The sequence below is a fragment of the Rhodococcus sp. Q1 genome (assembly GCF_004153645.1).
Classification (GTDB): domain Bacteria; phylum Actinomycetota; class Actinomycetes; order Mycobacteriales; family Mycobacteriaceae; genus Rhodococcus; species Rhodococcus gordoniae.
The window spans coordinates 252,972-272,540 of sequence record NZ_SDMJ01000005.1 but is presented as its reverse complement, the minus strand read 5'-3'; the positions used below and the strand labels follow the sequence as shown (position 1 = coordinate 272,540).

Sequence of the window (19,569 nt, the reverse complement as noted above, 5' to 3'; positions counted from 1 at the left end):
GCGAAGCGATACCGGCGACGTCGTTGCCGGAACCGAGCTCGCGCAGAAGAATTCGGATCACATCCATTGCGACGGCGGTGCGACGCAATGCGGTGCTCGTCGTCTCGTCGATCGTGTTGCTCCTCGCGGTGGGCTTCGCGCTGGTCCCGTCGGTCTTCGCGTCGGGCGACCCCCTGCAGGGCGTACCCGCCGAGAAGTTGCAGGGGCCGAGCGTCGCGCACTGGTTCGGCACCGACAATCTCGGTCGCGACGTGTACACGCGCGTCGTGCACGGAGCCGGCCTGTCGCTCACCGCGACGCTCGTCGCGGTCGGGATCGCCCTCGTGGTCGGTTCGCTGATCGGGTTGCTGTCCGGCGCGGTCGGCGGTGCCCTCGACGCGGCACTCATGCGCCTCGTCGACGTTCTGCTGTCCATCCCCGCGCTGCTGTTGTCCCTCGCCCTGGTCACCGCTCTCGGCTTCGGCACGATGAACGTCGCGATCGCCGTCGGTGTGAGCCTCGTGGCGAACTTCGCACGCGTCATGCGGTCGGAAGTGCTGCGGGTACGCAAGGCGCTCTATGTCGAAGCCGCGTTCGCGTGCGGTGCCCGGTGGCACACCGTGCTGCGCCGGCACGTGTTGCGCAACTCGTACGCGCCCGTCGCGGCCCTGGCCGCCGTCGAATTCGGTATGGCCGTGCTGGCCGTGTCGTCACTGAGCTTCCTCGGTTTCGGTGCCGTGCCACCGACACCCGAATGGGGGTCGTTGATCTCGGAGGGCCGCAACTATCTCGCCGCGGCCTGGTGGATGACGACCCTGCCGGGCCTGGTCATCGTCGCCGTTGTGCTCTCGGCCCACCGCGTCGGCCACGCCATCGAGGACAGGAGCGCACGATGAGCCTCCTCGAAGTGCGCGACCTGCAGGTCGCCTACGAATCGTCGCGCGAGCCGGTGGTCGCGGTGAACGGTGTCGATCTCACCGTCGGTCGCGGCGAGGTCGTCGCGGTGGTCGGCGAGTCGGGGTCGGGCAAGTCCACGACGGCGCACGCGATCATCGGGTTGCTCGCCGGAGCCGGTCGCGTCACGGCCGGGTCGGTGACCTTCGACGGCACATCGCTGAACGACCTGTCCGAGCGCGCGTTCGAACGCATCCGCGGCGCCCGGATCGGATTCGTTCCGCAGGACCCGACGATCTCCCTCAATCCCGTCATCCGTATCGGCGACCAGATCGCCGAGGTGCTGCGCATCCACGGTCTCGCCGACCGGCGCACCGCGCGGATCGAGGCGCTGCGCATCCTCGAAGAGGCCGGGCTCGACGACCCGCAGCTGCGTGCGAAGCAGTACCCGCAGGAACTGTCCGGCGGTCAGCGGCAGCGGGTGCTCATCGGTATCGCCCTCGCCTGCCGACCCGACCTCGTCATCGCCGACGAACCGACCAGCGCGCTCGACGTGACCGTTCAGCGCCGCATCCTCGACCACCTCGAGGCGCGGATCGCCGAGACCGGCACCGCTGTCCTGCTCATCACCCACGACCTGGGTGTCGCGGCGGATCGCGCCGACCGCATCGTCGTCATGCAGGGCGGACGGGTCGTCGAGACCGGACCGGCGGCGCAGGTCCTCACCGACCCGCAACACGAGTACACGCGCTCGCTCATCGCGGCCGCGCCGAGCCTCGCGGAACCGGTCGTGCGGCCCGCGCCGAAAGAGGCTGCGCCGATCCTGTCGGTGTCGACGGTGTCGAAGACCTTCCGCATCGACCGGAAGTCCTCGCTGCACGCCGTGCGGGATGTGTCCTTCGACGTACCCCGCGGCGGCACTCTCTCGCTCGTGGGGGAGTCGGGTTCGGGAAAGTCCACGGTCTCGCGCATCGCGATCCGGCTCGAGACCCCGACCTCCGGATCGGTCCGGTTCGATGGTGACGACATCACGGCGCTCGGTGGCCGCGCCCTGCGGGCGCTGCGACGCCGGGTGCAGATCGTGCACCAGAATCCCTACGCCTCGCTCGACCCGAAACTGAGGATCCGCGACATCGTCGCCGAACCTCTCGAGGCGTTCGGTGTCGGCACGAGAGCCGAACGTGCCGAGCACGTCGCCTGCCTCCTCGACCAGGTGGCGTTGTCGACGGCACATCTGGACCGCAGACCCGCCGAACTGTCCGGTGGGCAACGGCAACGCGTGGCCATCGCACGGGCCATCGCCCTGAACCCCGAACTGCTCGTCCTCGACGAACCCGTCTCGGCGCTCGACGTGTCGGTCCAGGCGCAGATCCTCGACCTGCTCACCTCGCTGCAGGCCGAACTCGGAATCAGTTACCTGTTCATCTCGCACGACCTCGCCGTCGTCCGGCAGATCAGCGACACCGTCGCCGTGATGCGCGCCGGTCGGGTCGTCGAATACGGCCCCACCGCAGAAATTCTCGACAACCCCCAACACGAGTACACGCAGACGTTGCTCGAGGCCATCCCCGGGAAGGTCCACCATGTCCGATAGTTCAGAATTGTTGCTGGCCGTCGACTTCGCCGGCACCGGCCTACACCCCTCGTCCTGGCGACGTGACGATTCGTGCGCCGAGGAACTGTTCACCCCCCGCTACTGGGCCGACCTCGTCGGTGCCGCCGACCGCGCCGGCGTCGACTTGGCGTTCTTCTCCGACACCTTCGGCGTCGTCTCGGGCGCGACCACGGTGCAGGGCCGCCTCGAAGCCGTCGGCCTGGCGGCGCGCCTGACCACCGCAACCACGCGCATCGGTCTGATCCCCACGGCCACCGTCACCCACACCGAACCGTTCCACGTCGCCAAGGCGATCCAGACGATCGACCACACCACGCTCGGTCGCGCCGGATGGGAGGTCGCGGTGACGCCGGGCGTCGTGGAGTTGTTCGGCCGCAAGGACGAGCAGGACACCGCGTCGCTGTGGGCCGAAGCGCACGAGGCCGCCGAAGTCGCGGTGCGGCTGTGGGACAGCTGGGAGGACGACGCCGAGATCCGCGATGTCGCCACCGGCCGCTTCATCGATCGCGACAAGGTCCACTACATCGACTTCGTCGGCGAGTACTTCTCCGTCAAGGGCTCGTCGATCGTGCCGCGGTCCCCGCAGGGGCAACCGCTGGTCGCGGCGACGGTGACCGGTGACGAGTCCTTCGGGTTCGCCGCGCAGCGAGCGGATCTCGTGCGTATCCGCGCCACCGACCTGTCCGCAGCATCCGAACTTGCAGGCCGCCTCCGGGCGGCGGCGAAAGGTCGGCAGATCTTCGTGTTGCTCGACCTCGACGTCCTGCTCGGCGACGACGCCGCCGAGGAGCTCGCGCGACTCGAGACGTGGGCCGGGCAGCCCTACCGCTCCGACACGCTCGTCCACGTCGGTGCGTCCGAGAGTCTGATCGAACTGCTCGACGACGTGGCAGGTGTGGACGGGGTGACCCTGCGGCCGCTCGCACTGCCGTCCACCCTCGGCCGGCTCGTCGAGGACGTGCTGCCCGTCGTCCGCCCCGAGGTCGCGCCTGCCACCGGAACCCTCCGCGACCGCCTCGGTCTGTCCCGTCCCGCCAACCGCTTCGCGGCTGCTCACTGAAGGAACGATCATCGTGTCCCGCAACACTGTTCGCAAGCAGATCCATCTCGCCGCGCACTTCCCCGGCGTCAACAACACCACGGTGTGGGCCGACCCCGAGTCGAAGAGCCAGATCGACTTCTCGTCGTTCCTGCATCTCGCCCGCACCGCCGAACGCGGTAAGTTCGACTTCTTCTTCCTCGCCGAAGGACTCCGGCTCCGCGAGCACCGCGGCCGCATCCACGACCTCGACGTCGTGGGACGCCCCGACACCCTCACGGTGCTCGAGGCCCTCGCCGGTGCCACCACCCACCTCGGCCTGGCCGGCACCATCAACACCACTTTCAACGAGCCGTACGAACTGGCCAAGCAGTTCGCGACCCTCGACCACCTCTCGGACGGTCGCGCCGCATGGAACCTCGTCACCTCGTCGGATGCGTTCACCGGAGAGAACTTCCGTCGCGGCGGATTCCTCGAGCACTCGCAGCGGTACGTCCGTGCCTCCGAGGTGGTCGACGTGGTGCGGGAGCTGTGGGACGGCTGGTCCGCCCGCGGACCCGTGATCGACCGCGAGGCCGGAGTCTTCGCTCCCGACGGCGACATCGCGTCGTTCGACATCCACACCACCCAGTTCGACATCGCGGGTCGCTTCGAGGTGCCGCGCAGCCCCCAGGGGCACCCGGTCCTGTTGCAGGCCGGTGACTCCGACGAGGGCCGTGAGTTCGGTGCCGCCAAGGCCGACGCCATCTTCAGCCGGCACGGCACCCTCGAGGAAGGTCGCGCCTTCTACACCGACGTCAAGAACCGCCTCGCGAAGTACGGCCGCAGCTGGGACGAGCTGAAGATCCTGCCCGCCGCGACCTTCGTCCTCGGAGACACCTCCGAGGACGCCCACGAGCGCGCCCGGCACATCCGCCTGCAGCAGGTCGGGCCACAGACGGCCATCGCCTTCCTCGAACAGATCTGGGGTAAGGACCTTTCGTCGTACGACCCCGATGGTCCGTTACCCGACATCGATCCCGAGGACAACGTCACGATCACCCGCGGCCGCGTACGGCACGCGAAGGATCCGTTCGCCGTCGCCCGGCAGTGGAAGGAGAGGGCCGAGGCGGAGGAACTGAGCATCCGGGAACTGGTCGTCGAGGTCACCGCGCGCCAGCAGTTCATCGGAACGCCGCAGCAGGTCGCCGACGAGATCGACCTCTACGTCCAGACCGACGCCGGCGACGGGTTCATCCTCGTCCCGCACCTCACTCCCGGCGGCCTCGACGAATTCGTCGACACGGTCGTCCCGCTGCTGCAGGAACGCGGCAGCTTCCGCACCGAATACGACAGCACCACTCTGCGCGGCCACCTCGGCCTGCGCGACCCCCACACCGTCACCGAAGGAGCCCGGGCGTCATGACAGCAACATTCGATACGTTCGTCGACGATTGGCGGCGGTGGCATGCCGACCGCAACGACGGCTTGCGGCAACCGCTCGGTTGGCTGAGTCTCACCGCCCTCTACTGGCTGGACGAAACCCCCACCTTCTTCGGCGAGGCGCCGGGTCGGTGGCACGTCGACGGCGGGTCGGTGATCCATGAACTCGACGGTGAGACCACCACCTACGAGCCGGTCGAGGGTGCGCCGGGCCTCGAAGCGGAGTTCGACTGCGGTTTCGTCGAGGTCATCCAGCGCACCGGACGATTCGGGATCCGCATCCACGACCGCACCGCACCGGCGCTCGCGTCGTTCACCGGCGTCCCGGCCTACGAACCCGACCCGTCCTGGGTGCTGACCGGCCGGTTCGAGGCGTTCGACGAACAGCAGGTCGTGACGACGGGCGCGGTCGTCGACGGACTCGAGCACCACCATCCCGCAGCCGGGGTCATCCGCTTCGACTACGACGGAGCCGAACACGAACTCGTCGCCTTCGGGGGAGCCGGGGGCCCGCTGCGCGTGTTGTTCACCGATGCGACGAGCGGGGTGACCACTTATCCGGCGGCGCGGATCCTGCAGGTCGGTAGGCCGGCCACCGACGGCGCCGTCGCACTCGACTTCACGCGCGCGGCGAACCTGCCGTGCGCGTTCACCGACGCGGCGACGTGCCCGCTCGCGCCATCGCAGAACCGACTTCCGTTCGCCGTCGAATCCGGTGAACGCGATCCCCGTGTCCGGGAGTCGTTGTGAACGCCGTGAATCCGGTTCCGTTGTCCGTGCTGGATCTTTCACCGGTCAGCGAGGGGTCCTCGGTCCCGGAAGCGCTGCGTAACACCCTCGACCTGGCGCGCCACGTCGAAGCATGGGGGTACACGAGGTACTGGGTCGCCGAGCACCACTTCGTCGCCGTCGCTTCGTCCGCGCCCGACGTGCTCATCGGTGCGATCGCCGCCGCAACCCACACCATCCGAGTCGGTGCCGCCGCGGTCCAGCTCGGGCACAACACGGCGATCGGCGTCGTCGAATCCTTCGGCACCCTCGACGCCCTGTACCCGGGACGCATCGATCTCGGTCTCGGCAGGTCGGGTCAGCGACGGGCGGAGGCGCTGGCTGGTGCGGCCGCTCCCGAACCTGCTCCGCGGGCGACGGAGATCCGCGACGGGCTGATCATTCCGCCGCCCTTCTCGGCGGCGAAGTTGCTGTCGTCCTCGCGTCTCGCCGCGAGTTTCGGTGTCCTGCAGCAACCCGGCGCCGAGTCGCCCGACTTCTCACGGCAGGTCGAGGACATCCTCGCCTTCCTGAACGGCACCTACACGACGCCGGACGGAATTGACCTGCACGCCGGCCCGGGAGAGGGCGCCGACCTCGAGCTGTGGGTGTTCGGGTCGAGCGCCGGACCGTCGGCGGAACTTGCGGGTCGCCTGGGCCTGCCGTTCGGTGCGAACTACCACGTCAGCCCGGGAACGACCGTCGAAGCGGTCGAGGCGTACCGGGCGGCGTTCCGTCCGTCGTCGATCCTGTCGGAGCCGTACGTCGTGGTCTCGGCCGACGCGGTCGTCGCGGACGACGACGCCACCGCGCGCGAACTGGCATCGACCTACGGGCACTGGGCACACAGCATCCGTGTGGGTCGCGGTGCGATCCCGTACCCGAATCCGGACACCACCCCGCCACTGACCGCCGAGGAGCGTACCCTCGTCGACGACCGCATCGTTACCCAGTTCGTGGGGTCGCCGAGCACGGTGGCGGAGCGCCTCGACACTCTCCGCCGAGTGACGGACGCCGACGAACTCGTCGTCACCTCGGTTACGCACGGCCACGAGGACCGTCTGCGTTCCTACGAACTCCTGGCCCACGAATGGGGATTGGCGCGGGTCCGCGCCGCCTGATCGTCCGGCGAGGGGGAGGTTGTGTGTGCTTTCCCGGCGGCGGAGCAGTTCGGCCCGCACGAGTCGGTCGAGCTGGGGGTGCTCGCCGAGCAGCATGGCGCAGCGTGATGCTCACCGTCATCTCCGGCGCCATATGCCCGGCCGGGCACCTCCGGCCGGGCATATGCGCGGGCACATCGGACGGAGCAAAGTTTGCCGTTAGGGTGGGATCCATGAGTGCTGCTGCAGGGTCCGTCTCGAGCATCTACATCGCAGCTCCGGAAGGGGACACGGGGAAATCGACCGTCGCTCTGGGCGTGTTGCAGACGCTGTGCGCGTCCACCGCCCGCGTCGGTGTCTTCCGGCCCATCGCGCGCTCCGACAGCGACACCGACTACATCCTCGAACTGCTGCTCGAACACACCACCGTCGACCTCGGTTACGAGGACTGTATCGGCGTCACCTACGACGACGTCCACGACGACCCCGACGCAGCGCTCAGCGACATCGTCGGCAAGTACCACGCGGTGGCCGACCGCTGCGACGCCGTCGTCATCGTCGGCAGTGACTACACCGAGATCGCCAATCCCAGCGAGTTGTCGTACAACGCTCGTATCGCGGCGAACCTCGACGCTCCGGTGCTGCTCGTCCTGCGTGGCGCCCGGCGCACGCCTGCCGAGGTGGCCCAGCTCGCGGGGGTCTGCGCGAACGAACTCGCCGGGCAGCACGCGCATCTCGGTGCGGTCGTGGTCAACCGCTGCGATCCCGACGCCCTCGACGACATCGCGAAGGCGCTCGGCGACCGCACCGAACCGGTGTGGACGCTCCCGGAGGTTCCCGCGCTGGTCGCGCCGACGATGGCGGAACTGCAGGCCGCGATCGACGGGGATCTCTACAGCGGCGACCCCGACCTGCTGCAGCGTGAAGCGCTGCGCATCATGGTCGGTGGTATGACCGCCGAGCGGATCCTCGAGCGGATCACCGACGGCATCGTCGTGATCGCACCCGCCGACCGCTCCGACGTCATTCTCGCACTCGTCAATGCCAATGCCGCCGAAGGATTTCCGACGCTGGCAGGCATCATCATGAACGGTGGTCTGCTGCCGCACCCGATGATCGCGCAGCTCGTCGCCGCGCTGAAGCCGTCGTTGCCGATCCTGACCACCGACCTCGGCACCTTCGACACCGCCTCGGCCGCCGACCGCACCCGCGGTCGCATGGCACTCGGTGCGCAACGCAAGATCGACACGGCGCTCGCGCTGATGGAACGGCACGTCGATTCCCGCGCCCTGCTCGACCGGCTGCGACTGCCGCGTCCGTCCGTGACCACCCCGCAGATGTTCGAATACCAGCTCATCGACCGGGCGCGGACGCAGCAGCGCCACATCGTGCTGCCCGAGGGCGAGGACGACCGTGTCCTCCGGGCGGCAGGACGTGTGCTCCAGCGCGGCATCGCGAAGCTGACGATCCTCGGCGACGAGGCGGCCGTGCGCCAGCGGGCGTCGGAACTCGGCGTGGACCTGTCGGACGCGCAGATCCTCGATCCGCGCACCTCCGAGCACGCCGACCGTTTCGCTGAGGAGTACGCGCGGTTGCGTGCCCACAAGGGGATGACCGTCGATCGCGCACGCGAGATCATGCGTGACATCTCGTATTTCGGCACGATGATGGTACATCTGGGTCTGGCCGACGGCATGGTGTCGGGTGCGGCGCACACCACCGCCCACACGATCCGCCCCGCACTCGAGATCATCAAGACCGAACCCGGCGTCTCGACGGTGTCGAGCATCTTCCTCATGTGCCTCGCCGACCGTGTGCTCGCCTACGGCGACTGCGCCGTCGTTCCCGACCCGACCGACGACCAGCTCGCCGACATCGCGATCTCGTCGGCCGCGACCGCGGCCCGGTTCGGGATCGATCCCCGGATCGCGATGTTGTCGTACTCCACCGGCGAATCGGGTTCGGGTGCCGATGTCGACAAGGTCCGCACCGCCACGGCATTCGTGCGGGAGCGGCGACCCGACCTGCTCGTCGAGGGACCGATCCAGTACGACGCGGCGATCGAACCGACGGTCGCGAGCGCGAAACTCCCCGGCTCCGACGTCGCCGGTCGCGCCACGGTGTTCATCTTCCCGGACCTGAACACCGGCAACAATACCTACAAGGCCGTGCAGCGCAGTGCCGGTGCCATCGCCGTCGGGCCCGTCCTGCAGGGCCTGAACAAACCGGTCAACGATCTGTCCCGAGGCGCCCTGATCCAGGACATCGTCAACACCATCGCCATCACCGCGATCCAGGCGCAGGAGGAAGACGCGTGAGCAGCCCGAACCCCGCGACCGCAGGGACCGTCCTGGTCCTCAATTCGGGATCCTCGTCGATCAAGTTCCGGCTGATCGAGCCGGAGAGCGGGAACTCACCGGCACACGGACTGATCGAGCGCATCGGAGAGCCGGAGGGCAGGATCGTCTTCCACCACACGACGGGTGTGGACGAACGTAACGACGCGATCCCCGACCACCGGACCGGACTGCGTGCGATGCTCGAGATGCTCGAAGGGCTCGGCCGGCCCCTGCACGAGGTGGGCATCGTCGCGGTCGGCCATCGGCTCGTACACGGCGGCAAGGTCTTCTACGAACCCACCCTCATCGACGACGACGTGGTGCGCGCCGTCGACGAACTGTCGGTCCTCGCGCCCCTCCACAATCCGGCGAACGTCGTGGGGATGGAGGTCGCCCGGGAGGAGCTTCCCGAGGTGCCCCATGTGGGTGTCTTCGACACCGCCTTCTTCCACGGTCTTCCGGCGCATGCGTCGACCTACGCGATCGACCGCGACGTCGCCCGCAAGTACGACATCCGGCGGTACGGATTCCACGGCACGTCGCACGAATACGTGTCGGGGCGTGCCGCGGAGTTCCTGGGACGCGACATCGCGGAGCTGAATCTGATCGTGCTCCACCTGGGCAACGGTGCGTCGGCATCGGCGATCGCGGGCGGGAACCCGATCGACACCTCGATGGGGCTGACCCCGCTCGAAGGTCTCGTCATGGGTACGCGCAGCGGCGACATCGACCCGGGCGTCGTCATGCACCTCAACCGGGCGGCCGGACTGAAGGTCGACGCCATCGACGACCTGCTCAACCGGCACTCGGGCCTGAAGGGACTGTCGGGTGTCAACGACTTCCGGGCCCTGTTGAAGCTCGTCGGCGAAGGCGACGAGGACGCGCGACTCGCGTACGACGTCTACGTGCACCGCATCCGGAAGTACCTGGGTGCCTACACCTTCGAGCTGGGAGGTGTCGACGCGATCGTCTTCACCGGTGGTGTGGGGGAGAACAACGTCGATGTCCGGCGCGACAGTCTCGCCGGTCTCGACCGCCTCGGCATCGTCGTCGACGACGCCCGCAACACTGCCGACGGGGACGGGGAACGCCGGATCTCGGCCGACTCGTCCCACGTGGAGGTGCTCGTGATCCCCACGAACGAGGAGCTCGCCATCGCCCGGGCCGCAGTGCAGTTCGCTCGACGCTGATCCTGGTCAGGTCAAGCTACGCGGCCGGATCGCATTCGCGAGATCGACGAGTGTGTAGCGGTGCGTGCGGGAGGGGGCGTTGCGCGCCAGCTGCCGCAACGCCGCCTCGGCGCCCAGGCGGAGTCCCTTCTCGGTGAACGGCACGTCGAGGATGCGGTCGTATTCGCGACTCGACGCCCGCCCGCTGCGCACCCATTCGAGCGCCGCCCCGAGCACGAGTGCGCGCATCTGCAGGGCGCGGCCCTCGTCGGGTGGCAGCGACGCGATCCGGTGCGCGGCCTCGCGCAGATCGGCCTCCGAGATCTCCTCGACACGACCGCCCCGCAACAGGACCAGTGCGGCGGTCATCGTCGCGGCGCTGTGATGCCGGGAGGTCATCGGAACCTCGTCGAGAACGTCCACGGCGGCGCGGATCTCGTCGCGGGCGGTGAGTTGGCGTGCAAGTCCGAAGGCGGCGCTGACGACGGCGTGATCGGTGCGCCACACCACCCGATAGGACTCCTCGCAGAAACGTCGCCACGCGGCCGGATCGTCGCTCTCCCAATGCTGGAGCGTCAGTTCGGCGGTGGCCCCGAGCGCGATCTTCGGGGCGATCTCGCCCGGGAGGGCCTGCAACACCTTGTCGAACCGCGCGAACGCTGCCTCGTAGTCGTCCTGCAGCAGTTCGGCGATGCCGGCGTACCAGTCCATGCGCCAGTCGTCGCCGAATTCGCGTTCGAGGCGGGTGAGGATCTCGACGGCGCTGTCGACCTGCCCGAGATCGAGATACGCGCGGACTTCGGCCAATGTGATCTCCCTGGAGAACGACACGTCGGATGCTCCCACAACCCGTCCGACACCGTTCTCCCGCGCGTGCCGGAGGGAGTCGAGGGTCTGCTGCGGTTCGCTGTGCACCGCGGCGGCGAGGAGTGCAGCACTCGGATCGTTCGGATCGAGCAGGGGGACGGGCAGCGCGGCCGCGACATCCTGGCCCTGCAGTTTGGCGTCGCGTTCGATTCCGTCGGCGTACACATCGGTGGGCACGAGCGCCTCATCGGTACCGAAAGTGGTCCGGGGCGGACTGAACACACCGGACAGGCCGGGGTGTTCGGTGCCGAGCTTCTTCGACAGGATCTCGCGCAGCACGCCCGTGAGCTGTCCCCGCAGTTCGTCGGCCGACGAGAAACGCTGCCGGGGGTCGGGATTCGTGGCCCGCAGCAGCAGTCGGTGGAAGGAGTCGAACTCGGCGAGCAGGGGCGCCTGCTCGGGAGTGGGGAGACCGTCGCGGTAACGTCCCTTGTCCGACGGCATCTCGAGGGTGAGCACCGCGAGGGTGCGTCCGACCGTGTAGATGTCGCTCGCCACCGTCGGCCCGGTCCGGACGATCTCCGGTGCCTGATATCCCGGCGTCCCGTACAGATAGCCGTATCCCTCGATCGCGGAGACCGCGCCGAGGTCGATGAGTTCGATCTGCTCGTCGGTGACCATGATGTTCTCGGGTTTGAGGTCGTTGTAGACCAGCCCGATGTCGTGCAGATACTGCAGTGCCGGAAGCACTTCGAGCATGTATGCGATGGCCTGCTCGACGGGGATGCGGTTCGGTGGAGGATAGTTGTCGAGCACGGTACGCAGGGTGTGACCACCCAGGTACTCCATGACGATGTATCCCATCGGGGTGCCGTCCGGCGAGGGATGCTCGACGAAGTTGTAGATCTGCACGATGCTCGGATGGCTGACCTCGGCCAGGAACTGACGTTCGGCCACCGCGACCGCCTGGGCTTCGGCGTCGCCGCCCTGCAGCAGGCCCTTGAGGACCACCCAGCGGTCGCTCACGTTGCGGTCGATCGCCAGGTAGATCCACCCCAGTCCGCCGTGCGCGAGGCAGCCCTGGACCTCGTACTGCCCTGCGACGAGATCGCCGTGGTGCAGGGCCGGCGTGAACTCGAAATGGGTGCCGCACTTCGGGCAGTCACCCTCGGTGGGCCCCGGACCCGAAGGGGTACTGCGGCCCACCGGCTGTCCGCACTTCGAGCAGAACCGTTTGCCCTCGGACACGTGGGGGTCGCGGAGCACTGCCTCGAGGGGGTCCTTCGCGGTGGGGACCGGTACGTCGACGAGGCCGGCGATGCGACGACGCTGGGTTCCGCGCGGGCGCACGCGACGGCTCGACGAGCGTTGCGAGGACGAACCGGACCAGATCGAGGACCGCTGGGTGGAGTCGGACCGCGTCACGGGGGCGGGGCTGCGTTCGGCTGCGGGACCGCGTTCGGTGGCGGGGCCGATATCCCCGGTCGCCGGTGCGGTGGCCGGTCCGGAGTCCGCAGCCCGTTCGGTGGCGGGCCCGGAATCGGCCGACGGGGTGCCGGCCGGTTCGGGTTCGTCGGACATGGCCGTCACTCCCGGTAGTTCGGTGTCGGGGGTGGCGGTGTCGGACCGAGCACCCGCAGGTACTTCTCGTACAGCGCCGTCCACGTACCGTCGGAACGGATCCGCTCGAGGGTCGCGTTGACGAACCGTACGAGATCGTCGCTCCCCAGCCGGATCCCGATACCGTACGGCTCGGATCCCAGGGAGGGACCGACGAGTTCGAGATAGGGGTCCTGCGAGGCGAGGCCGGCGAGGATGGTGTCGTCGGTGCTCACGGCGTCGACCTGCTGTTGCTGGAGGACGACGAGGCAGTCCGCCCACGACGGCACGGTGAGGATCGACGCCGACGGCTGCACCTCCCGCATCCGGAGCAGCGAGGTGGTGCCGTCCACGATGCACACGCGCCGCCCGGCGAGATCGGCGGCGGTGCGGATGTCGGAACCCTTGACGACGAGTACTCGTTGTTGCGCGCGGAAGTACTCCGTCGAGAAATCCACCTTCTCGCGTCGGGCACACGTGATGCTCATCGTCTTCGCGACGATGTCGACGGTCGAATCCTGCAGCGCCTTCTCGCGTTCTGCCGAGCTCAGGATGCGGTAGTCGACGAGGTCGGGGTCGCCCAGGAGGTCGCGGGCGATCTCGCGGGCGATGTCGACGTCGAAGCCCGTGATCCGTCCCGTCGCGGGATCGCGGTAGCTCATGAGATTGCTGCCCGTGTCGAGTCCGACGACCAGTCGGCCGCGCGCCCGGATCCGATCGATCGCAGGTCCGGTCACGCCCGGATCAGGTGGCAGGGATGCGGTGGGATCACCGCAGTCGGGAGCGGGCGGCGTGGCCACCGAGGACTCGAGCAGCCGCGCGTTCTCGGGAAGCGGGACGGACGTCGTCGACCCCTGGAGACCGGGCGCGCGCGGTGGGGGCTCGGTCGCGCACCCGGCGGCGAGTGCGGCGACGACGCACAGGCCCGCGACGAGAACGCGCTGTCTCACTGGTACTCCTTCAACCGTGGCCGGAGACCGACCCACACTCCGACGAGCGCCACCGTCAGCAGGATCACCGACATCGGTGTGAGGCCGGCGAGGGTCCGCGACGCGCGGAACTCGTTGTCGCGCAGTTCGGTGCGGGTGCCGTCGATCGCTTCCGTCAAGGCTTCGTCGAGGGCGACGAACCGGGCGGTGGATTCGCCGGGACCCGCCCCGACCGCGAGGACCGAGGCAGCCGCGTAGTCACCGCGCGCGAGTGCGTCGACCATGCGTGCGTGCGAGTTGATCCAGGCTTCGTGCGCCGACCGGGCCGCCGTGACCGCGTCGGCGCCCGCCTCCAGGGCGGACTCGCGTCCGTACACGTCGAGGATGTCGCCGAGTCGCGACATGTTGGTCCCGAAGGTGTCGTCGTACGCGCCGGTGGTGTCGCGCCGGGCGATCAGCAGGGTTTCGGCGGTGCGCGACTGCTGGGCGAGGATCCGTCCCTCGGTGAGATCGGCGAGCGGTGCCGCGCCCCGCTCGATGGCGCGTTCGGTGGCGCTCGACGACGCCAGGCCGGCGACGAGCAGCCAGCCCAGCAGCGCCCCGGTCGCGCCGATCGCGACGATGAGCCCGGGATTCAAGGTGCGACGACTGCGGCGGCTCACCACGACGTGCGCCGCGCACAGCGCGGCGACCGTGACGAGGAGCAGTCCGATGGCGAGCCAGGGCGGTCGTACCGCGTCGCGCTGGGTGTCCTCGACGGCAGCGACACCGCGCGTGTGCAGTTCCTGTGCGGCCGGGAGCAGTTCGGTCTGCATCAGATGCGAGGCCTCACCCAGATAGGCGGAACCGACCGGATGCCCGGTGCGATTGTTGGTGCGGGCCGTCTCGATCAGCCCGGTGTAGACGGGCAGCAAGCGCCCGATCTCGGTGAGGTTGTGCGCCGTCTCGCGGTCGGCGTCCGTCAGCCCCGTCGCAGCGATGACGAGATACTCCGCCGCCTCGTCGGTGGCCCTGATATAGCGACTCCGCACCGCCTCCGGTTCGAGCCCGCCCGAGATGAACCCCGTCACGGCGGCCGCGTCGGCCACCGAGAGCGCGCTGTAGAGATTCTGGGCCGCGCTCGCGAGCGGTTCGACGGACACGAGGAGACGGTCGTGGGTGGCCTGCCGGCCGGACACGGTGGTCGCGGACACCGCGGCCGAGGCCACGAGCAACACGGTGAGCACCGCCCCGAGTATCAGCAACCGGACCGGGGTCGATCGCAGCAGGGCGCGGAAGCGATCGACACGGGCGTCCGGATCGTCCGTACCGGCAGTCTCGCGCACGTGGCTCCCGATGGGAGCGAAAGGAGGGGTGATCCGCACGTCCACCGGGCACTCCCTTCCTCGTGTCGAGCGGTCTGAGGGGAGCATATAAGCAGCCCGGCGGTATTGTTGCCGTCCACGGACGGCGGGATCCGGTACCGGGCACAGGCCCGGGCGAGGCGGATCGGAGAGGCGGACGTTATGCGTGGAGACGGCGACGGCTGGGCGGCCGGCCCGGACGGCGGGAAGCGCTGGGGACGGCACGGCGCCGCAGGCCTGCTGCTGCGCGCTCCGCTGGCGGACGGTCGGCCCGCGGTACTCCTGCAGCATCGGGCGGCATGGTCGCACCAAGGTGGGACCTGGGCCCTTCCCGGTGGTGCCCGCGACTCGCACGAGAGCACCGTCGACGCAGCCGTGCGGGAAGCGCACGAAGAGGCGGGTATCGACGTCGAGGCGGTGACGGTGCGTGCCGAACGCGTCACCTCCGGTCTCGCCGGTGGGTGGACCTACACCACCGTCGTCGCCGATGCCGCCGAGACGCTCGTGACCAGCCTCAACCAGGAGAGCACCGAACTGCGCTGGGTGCCGGAACCGGACGTCGAGACGATGCCGCTGCACAGCGGTTTCGCCGAGGCATGGCCGTCGCTGCGCACCGCGCCGGTGCGCATGCTGCTCGACACGGCGAACGTGCTGGGGGCCGGTGGCCCCACCGGGTGGTGGCGCGACCGCCCCGGTGCGACCGCCGCCCTGCTCGCCGACCTCGCCGCGGCGCTGCCCCGCACCGTCGAGTTTCCCGACGGGTCGTTCGGCTGGGTGCCCCGCGTCGAGGCGGTCCTCGAAGGCCACGCCCGCGCCGCGACGATCGACGACGTCCGGATCCCGGTGCACACCGCGGACGGCAGCGGCGACGACGAACTGGCCCGGCTCGCCGCGACCGCGACGGCCGTGGTGGACCCGGGAGTGACGGTCGTGGTCACTGCGGATCGCGGTCTGCGCGCGCGGTTGCCCGAGGGCACGCTCGCGATGTCGCCCTCGGCCGTGCTGGGCTGGCTGTAGCGCCCTGCCGTACCGGTCTTCAGACCGGCAGAGCCGCTTTCAGTGCAGCCGCGGCGGCCCGCGGATCGTCTGCCTTCGTGATCGCCCGGACCACCGCGACCCGCGTGGCACCGGCGTCGAGCACCTCGGGGAGCCGTTCGAGGTCGATGCCGCCGATCGCGAACCACGGTCGTGCCGGCTGCGACTGCGCGACCTCGCGCGTCACCTCCAGCCCCGCCGCGGTACGGCCCGGCTTGGTCGGGGTGTCCCACACCGGTCCGGACGCGAAGTAGTCGACGCCCTCCTCGATGTCGGCGAGCGCGGCCTGCGCCCGGCTCGACGTCGACCGGCCGATGACGATCTCGTCGCCGAGGATCTGCCGCGCGTGCCGCACCGGCAGGTCGCCCTGACCGAGATGCAGGATGTCGGCGCCCGCTGCGAGCGCGATGTCGGCGCGATCGTTGACGGCGAGGAGTGCTCCGTGGCGTGCACACGCCTCGCCGATGATCTCGAGGGCCGCGAGTTCGTCGCGTGCCTCGAGCCGTCCGAACTTCTTCTCGCCGGCCGAGTCCTTGTCGCGCAACTGGACGATGTCGACCCCACCGGCGAGGGCCTCCTCGACGAACCGTGCGAGGTCGCCGGTGTCCCGGCGGGCGTCGGTGCACAGGTACAGCCGGGCGGTGGCGAGTCGGCCGCGCGGGTCGGGATGGTTGCCGCGATAGGTGGTCACGGACAAGACGGTAGCCTCTAGAGCGAAAGTGACGACACGGGAGTCCCGGGGATCGCGGGGCTGAGAGGGGGCCTGCCGGCCCCGACCGTTATGACCTGACCCGGATCATGCCGGCGCAGGGAGTGAGGTGGACCAATGGCAACTGTGGCCGTCGTGGGTGGCGGAGTGATCGGGCTGTCGATCGCATGGCGCGCGGCCCGCGCGGGACACATCGTGACCGTGCACGACCCGAATCCTGGTAGCGGAGCCTCGTGGGTGGCCGGAGGAATGCTGGCACCGCTGTCCGAGGGCTGGCCCGGTGAAGACCACGTCCTGTCCCTGGGAGCGGCCTCCCTCGACCGCTGGCCCGGCTTCGCGGAGGCGCTGCGCACGGAGACCGGCGTCGATGTGTTCACCGCCCAGGCGTCCCTGACCGTCGCGCTCGATGCGGCCGATGCGGCCGACCTGCGGACCGTCGCCGAATGGGTGGGGGAGCAGGGGCACGAGATGCGGCTGCTCTCCCGCGCCGAGATCCGGGAGTTCGAGCCGTCCCTCGGTCCGAAGGTCCGTCTCGGACTCCTCGCCCCCACCGAGTCGTCGGTCGACAACCGTGCGCTCGTCGACGCCCTGCGCGTCGCGGCGACCGGCGCCGGAGTGCGTTTCTCGGACGCCGCCGTGCACGACCCGGCCGACCTGCCGGACGACCAGGTGGTGCTCGCGGCCGGGGTGGCCTCGGCACGTCTGTGGCCGGACCTTCCGGTCCGCCCGGTCAAGGGCGAGATCCTGCGCCTGCGGGTGCGGCCGGGCGCGACCCCGCCGCCGCAACGCACCGTGCGCGCGAGTGTCCACGGGCGTCCCGCCTACCTGGTTCCGCGCCACGACGGTCTCGTGGTGGGGGCGACGCAGTACGAGGCGTCCGACACGCAGGTCACGGTGGCGGGTGTGCGCGATCTGATCGCCGATGCCGAGATCATCTTTCCGGCGCTCGGCGAGTACGAGCTGCTCGAGGCGAGCGCGGGCCTGCGCCCGATGACGCCCGACAACCTGCCGCTGATCGGCCGGGTCTCCGATCGTGTCGTCGCCGCGACCGGGCACGGTCGCAACGGTGTGCTGCTCACGCCCCTCACCGTCGACGCGGTGCTCGCCGAACTCGGCGGGCGGTCGCTGGCCGATGCGAAATACGCCTGTCCCCGACGAATTACGGAAGCGAGTGTGGGATGACGAACGAGGTGTCCGTGGGCATCACCGTCAACGGTGAGGACAAGTACTACGACGCGGCGCCGACGGTGGCGCAGCTGCTGAACGAGCTCGGTCTGCCCGAGAAGGGAATCGCGGTCGCCGTCGACGGTGTCGTGTGCCCGCGAGGACGATGGTCGGAGCCGGTGCCCCGGGGTGCGAGCATCGAGATCCTCACGGCGGTCCAAGGTGGCTGACACACGCGATCCCGGCGCAGATCTGCCGGAGCTGACCATCGCCGGCCGCACCTTCGGCTCGCGGCTGATCACCGGTACCGGTGGTGCGGCGAACCTGGCCGTGCTCGAGGAGGCGCTCGTCGCGTCGGGCACCGAGCTCACCACCGTCGCGATGCGCCGCGTCGACGCGGCCTCCGGAACGGGTGTCCTCGATCTGCTGCGTCGCCTCGGTATCGAACCGCTGCCGAACACCGCCGGTTGCCGTGGTGCGAAGGAAGCGGTGCTGACCGCGCAACTCGGCCGGGAGGCATTGGAGACCGACTGGGTGAAACTCGAGGTCATCGCCGACGAACGGACACTGCTGCCCGACGCCATCGAACTCGTCTCGGCGGCCGAGCAACTCGTCGACGACGGGTTCGTCGTCCTGCCGTACACGACCGACGACCCGGTCCTCGCCCGGCGACTCGAGGATGTCGGATGCGCCGCGGTGATGCCGCTCGGCTCGCCGATCGGCACCGGCCTCGGTATCTCGAACCCGCACCACATCGAGATGATCGTCGAGGCCGCGGGCGTGCCGGTGATCCTCGACGCGGGGATCGGAACCGCCTCCGACGCCGCGCTCGCGATGGAACTCGGGTGCGACGCAGTCCTGCTCGCCACCGCCGTCACCCGCGCGAAGGATCCCGCGCTGATGGCCGCCGCGATGCGGCACGCCGTCGAAGCGGGATTCCGTGCCCGGCACGCCGGCCGGATCCCGAAACGCTTCTGGGCCCAGGCATCTTCGCCGATGGAGCCGTGACCGGTACGGGAAACCCCTGAGCACCTTGGTGTTCAGGGGTTTTCCGATTATTGCGCGACGGGTTACCGATCGGTCTGTACGATCCCCGGGCATGACAGTTGCACACAGAATTCTCGCTGCCGCCGCTGCCGGGCTCATGGGCACTGTCGTCGCCGTCGCGGCGCCGGGTGTCGCGGGCGCCCAGGAACCGTGTCAGATGGGCTGGTCGAACACCGGACCGAGGTCGTGCGCGACGACGGAGTTGTCCACGCCACCCGTGCTGACATTGGGCGACGGCATCTGCGCCGGCATCGTGCGCGCCGGTGGAACCGCCTTCGACGGCCCGCTCTACGAGTACTCCTCGGCGCCGGGTGCCACCCACGGGATCGAACTGCGGATCACGCAGGGCTACTCGCTTCTCGGCGAGTGGACGCCGAGCATCCTGAACTGCGACGTCACCGTCGCTTTCGACTGGCACAACCTCGACACCGGTGCCCACGGTACGGAGACCCGCTTCGTGCCGGCCTTCCACACGAGCACCCGGCCGTTGTTCATGCACGTGTTCCCCGGGCCCGGCCGCGTCGCCCTGACGATGCGTACCGAGCGACCGAGCATCCCGGTCACCACCGAGGTCTTCGTCCCCTGACGCACCGCGTGCGGCTCCGGGGAGT

The 19,569-nt window shown here is 69.4% G+C and carries 17 protein-coding genes and 1 riboswitch; of the genes, 13 read left to right on the top strand and 4 right to left on the bottom strand.

Going from position 1 to position 19,569, the window contains the following annotated elements; genetic code table 11:
• Window positions 1–23 precede the first annotated feature (23 nt).
• From EQ874_RS16995 to EQ874_RS16960, 8 genes are all read left to right on the top strand, one after another.
• Window positions 24–875, top strand: coding sequence for an ABC transporter permease (locus EQ874_RS16995; RefSeq protein WP_165369271.1), 852 nt, complete (start codon window positions 24–26; stop codon window positions 873–875).
• Window positions 872–2,467 (top strand): ABC transporter ATP-binding protein, encoded by a 1,596-nt coding sequence (locus EQ874_RS16990; protein ID WP_129977500.1) that lies wholly within the window; start codon window positions 872–874, stop codon window positions 2,465–2,467. Before EQ874_RS16995 ends, EQ874_RS16990 begins: the two co-directional genes overlap by 4 nt.
• A complete protein-coding gene (locus tag EQ874_RS16985; protein WP_129977499.1) occupies window positions 2,457–3,548 on the top strand; it encodes an LLM class flavin-dependent oxidoreductase in 1,092 nt (363 codons plus the stop codon). The genes EQ874_RS16990 and EQ874_RS16985 overlap by 11 nt, the downstream gene beginning before the upstream one ends.
• A gap of 13 nt (window positions 3,549–3,561) precedes the next feature.
• Complete coding sequence (locus tag EQ874_RS16980) at window positions 3,562–4,932, top strand: NtaA/DmoA family FMN-dependent monooxygenase (protein ID WP_129977498.1); 1,371 nt, start codon at window positions 3,562–3,564, stop codon at window positions 4,930–4,932.
• Complete coding sequence (locus tag EQ874_RS16975; RefSeq protein WP_129977497.1) at window positions 4,929–5,699, top strand: DUF1684 domain-containing protein; 771 nt, start codon at window positions 4,929–4,931, stop codon at window positions 5,697–5,699. The genes EQ874_RS16980 and EQ874_RS16975 overlap by 4 nt, the downstream gene beginning before the upstream one ends.
• Window positions 5,696–6,838: an LLM class flavin-dependent oxidoreductase gene (locus EQ874_RS16970; protein ID WP_129977496.1), complete on the top strand. Its 1,143-nt coding sequence runs from the start codon at window positions 5,696–5,698 to the stop codon at window positions 6,836–6,838. Before EQ874_RS16975 ends, EQ874_RS16970 begins: the two co-directional genes overlap by 4 nt.
• A gap of 212 nt (window positions 6,839–7,050) precedes the next feature.
• Entirely contained in the window at window positions 7,051–9,135 is a 2,085-nt protein-coding gene (gene pta / locus EQ874_RS16965; RefSeq protein WP_129977495.1) for a phosphate acetyltransferase, read from the top strand.
• Entirely contained in the window at window positions 9,132–10,346 is a 1,215-nt protein-coding gene (locus EQ874_RS16960; RefSeq protein ID WP_129977494.1) for an acetate kinase, read from the top strand. The genes pta and EQ874_RS16960 overlap by 4 nt, the downstream gene beginning before the upstream one ends.
• Window positions 10,347–10,352: 6 nt before the next feature.
• Here EQ874_RS16960 and EQ874_RS16955 read toward each other — a convergent pair whose 3' ends face one another.
• From EQ874_RS16955 to EQ874_RS16945, 3 genes are read right to left on the bottom strand one after another with little or no spacing between them, the layout of a single operon-like run.
• Complete coding sequence (locus tag EQ874_RS16955; protein ID WP_207213563.1) at window positions 10,353–12,713, bottom strand: serine/threonine-protein kinase; 2,361 nt, start codon at window positions 12,711–12,713, stop codon at window positions 10,353–10,355.
• 5 nt (window positions 12,714–12,718) lie between these two features.
• The gene (locus EQ874_RS16950; RefSeq protein ID WP_084421404.1) at window positions 12,719–13,681 is read right to left on the bottom strand and encodes a glutamate ABC transporter substrate-binding protein; all 963 of its coding nucleotides are present in this window, start codon (window positions 13,679–13,681) and stop codon (window positions 12,719–12,721) included.
• Entirely contained in the window at window positions 13,678–14,985 is a 1,308-nt protein-coding gene (locus EQ874_RS16945; protein WP_242496786.1) for a hypothetical protein, read from the bottom strand. Before EQ874_RS16945 ends, EQ874_RS16950 begins: the two co-directional genes overlap by 4 nt.
• Before the next feature lie 180 nt (window positions 14,986–15,165).
• On the opposite strand from EQ874_RS16945, the gene EQ874_RS16940 reads away from it, so the two are divergent.
• Window positions 15,166–16,020: an NUDIX hydrolase gene (locus EQ874_RS16940; protein WP_129977491.1), complete on the top strand. Its 855-nt coding sequence runs from the start codon at window positions 15,166–15,168 to the stop codon at window positions 16,018–16,020.
• Window positions 16,021–16,039: 19 nt separating this feature from the next.
• Here the strand turns inward: EQ874_RS16940 and thiE are convergent, their stop codons facing one another.
• Window positions 16,040–16,729, bottom strand: coding sequence for a thiamine phosphate synthase (gene thiE, locus EQ874_RS16935; protein ID WP_129977490.1), 690 nt, complete (start codon window positions 16,727–16,729; stop codon window positions 16,040–16,042).
• Window positions 16,730–16,755: 26 nt separating this feature from the next.
• Window positions 16,756–16,868, top strand: a riboswitch (TPP riboswitch).
• Here thiE and thiO point away from each other — a divergent pair.
• The 4 genes from thiO (at window position 16,865) to EQ874_RS16915 (ending at window position 19,544) form a co-directional block, all read left to right on the top strand.
• Window positions 16,865–17,929 carry a glycine oxidase ThiO gene (gene thiO, locus EQ874_RS16930; RefSeq protein ID WP_165369266.1) on the top strand — a complete coding sequence of 355 codons (1,065 nt, stop codon included), beginning with the start codon at window positions 16,865–16,867 and terminating at the stop codon, window positions 17,927–17,929. It overlaps the preceding riboswitch by 4 nt.
• Complete coding sequence (gene thiS / locus EQ874_RS16925; protein WP_064062673.1) at window positions 17,926–18,141, top strand: sulfur carrier protein ThiS; 216 nt, start codon at window positions 17,926–17,928, stop codon at window positions 18,139–18,141. The genes thiO and thiS overlap by 4 nt, the downstream gene beginning before the upstream one ends.
• Window positions 18,134–18,919 carry a thiazole synthase gene (locus tag EQ874_RS16920; RefSeq protein WP_129977489.1) on the top strand — a complete coding sequence of 262 codons (786 nt, stop codon included), beginning with the start codon at window positions 18,134–18,136 and terminating at the stop codon, window positions 18,917–18,919. Before thiS ends, EQ874_RS16920 begins: the two co-directional genes overlap by 8 nt.
• Window positions 18,920–19,010: 91 nt before the next feature.
• A complete protein-coding gene (locus EQ874_RS16915) occupies window positions 19,011–19,544 on the top strand; it encodes a hypothetical protein (RefSeq protein WP_228044642.1) in 534 nt (177 codons plus the stop codon).
• Window positions 19,545–19,569 lie beyond the last annotated feature (25 nt).

Coding starts and splice junctions, on each gene's coding strand:
- EQ874_RS16990 (WP_129977500.1), top strand. CDS start 872: ATGAGCCTCCTCGAAGTGCGCGACCTGCAGGTCGCCTACGAATCGTCG.
- EQ874_RS16985 (WP_129977499.1), top strand. CDS start 2,457: ATGTCCGATAGTTCAGAATTGTTGCTGGCCGTCGACTTCGCCGGCACC.
- EQ874_RS16975 (WP_129977497.1), top strand. CDS start 4,929: ATGACAGCAACATTCGATACGTTCGTCGACGATTGGCGGCGGTGGCAT.
- pta (WP_129977495.1), top strand. CDS start 7,051: ATGAGTGCTGCTGCAGGGTCCGTCTCGAGCATCTACATCGCAGCTCCG.
- EQ874_RS16955 (WP_207213563.1), bottom strand. CDS start 12,713: ATGTCCGACGAACCCGAACCGGCCGGCACCCCGTCGGCCGATTCCGGG.
- EQ874_RS16940 (WP_129977491.1), top strand. CDS start 15,166: ATGCGTGGAGACGGCGACGGCTGGGCGGCCGGCCCGGACGGCGGGAAG.
- thiO (WP_165369266.1), top strand. CDS start 16,865: ATGGCAACTGTGGCCGTCGTGGGTGGCGGAGTGATCGGGCTGTCGATC.
- thiS (WP_064062673.1), top strand. CDS start 17,926: ATGACGAACGAGGTGTCCGTGGGCATCACCGTCAACGGTGAGGACAAG.
- EQ874_RS16915 (WP_228044642.1), top strand. CDS start 19,011: ATGACAGTTGCACACAGAATTCTCGCTGCCGCCGCTGCCGGGCTCATG.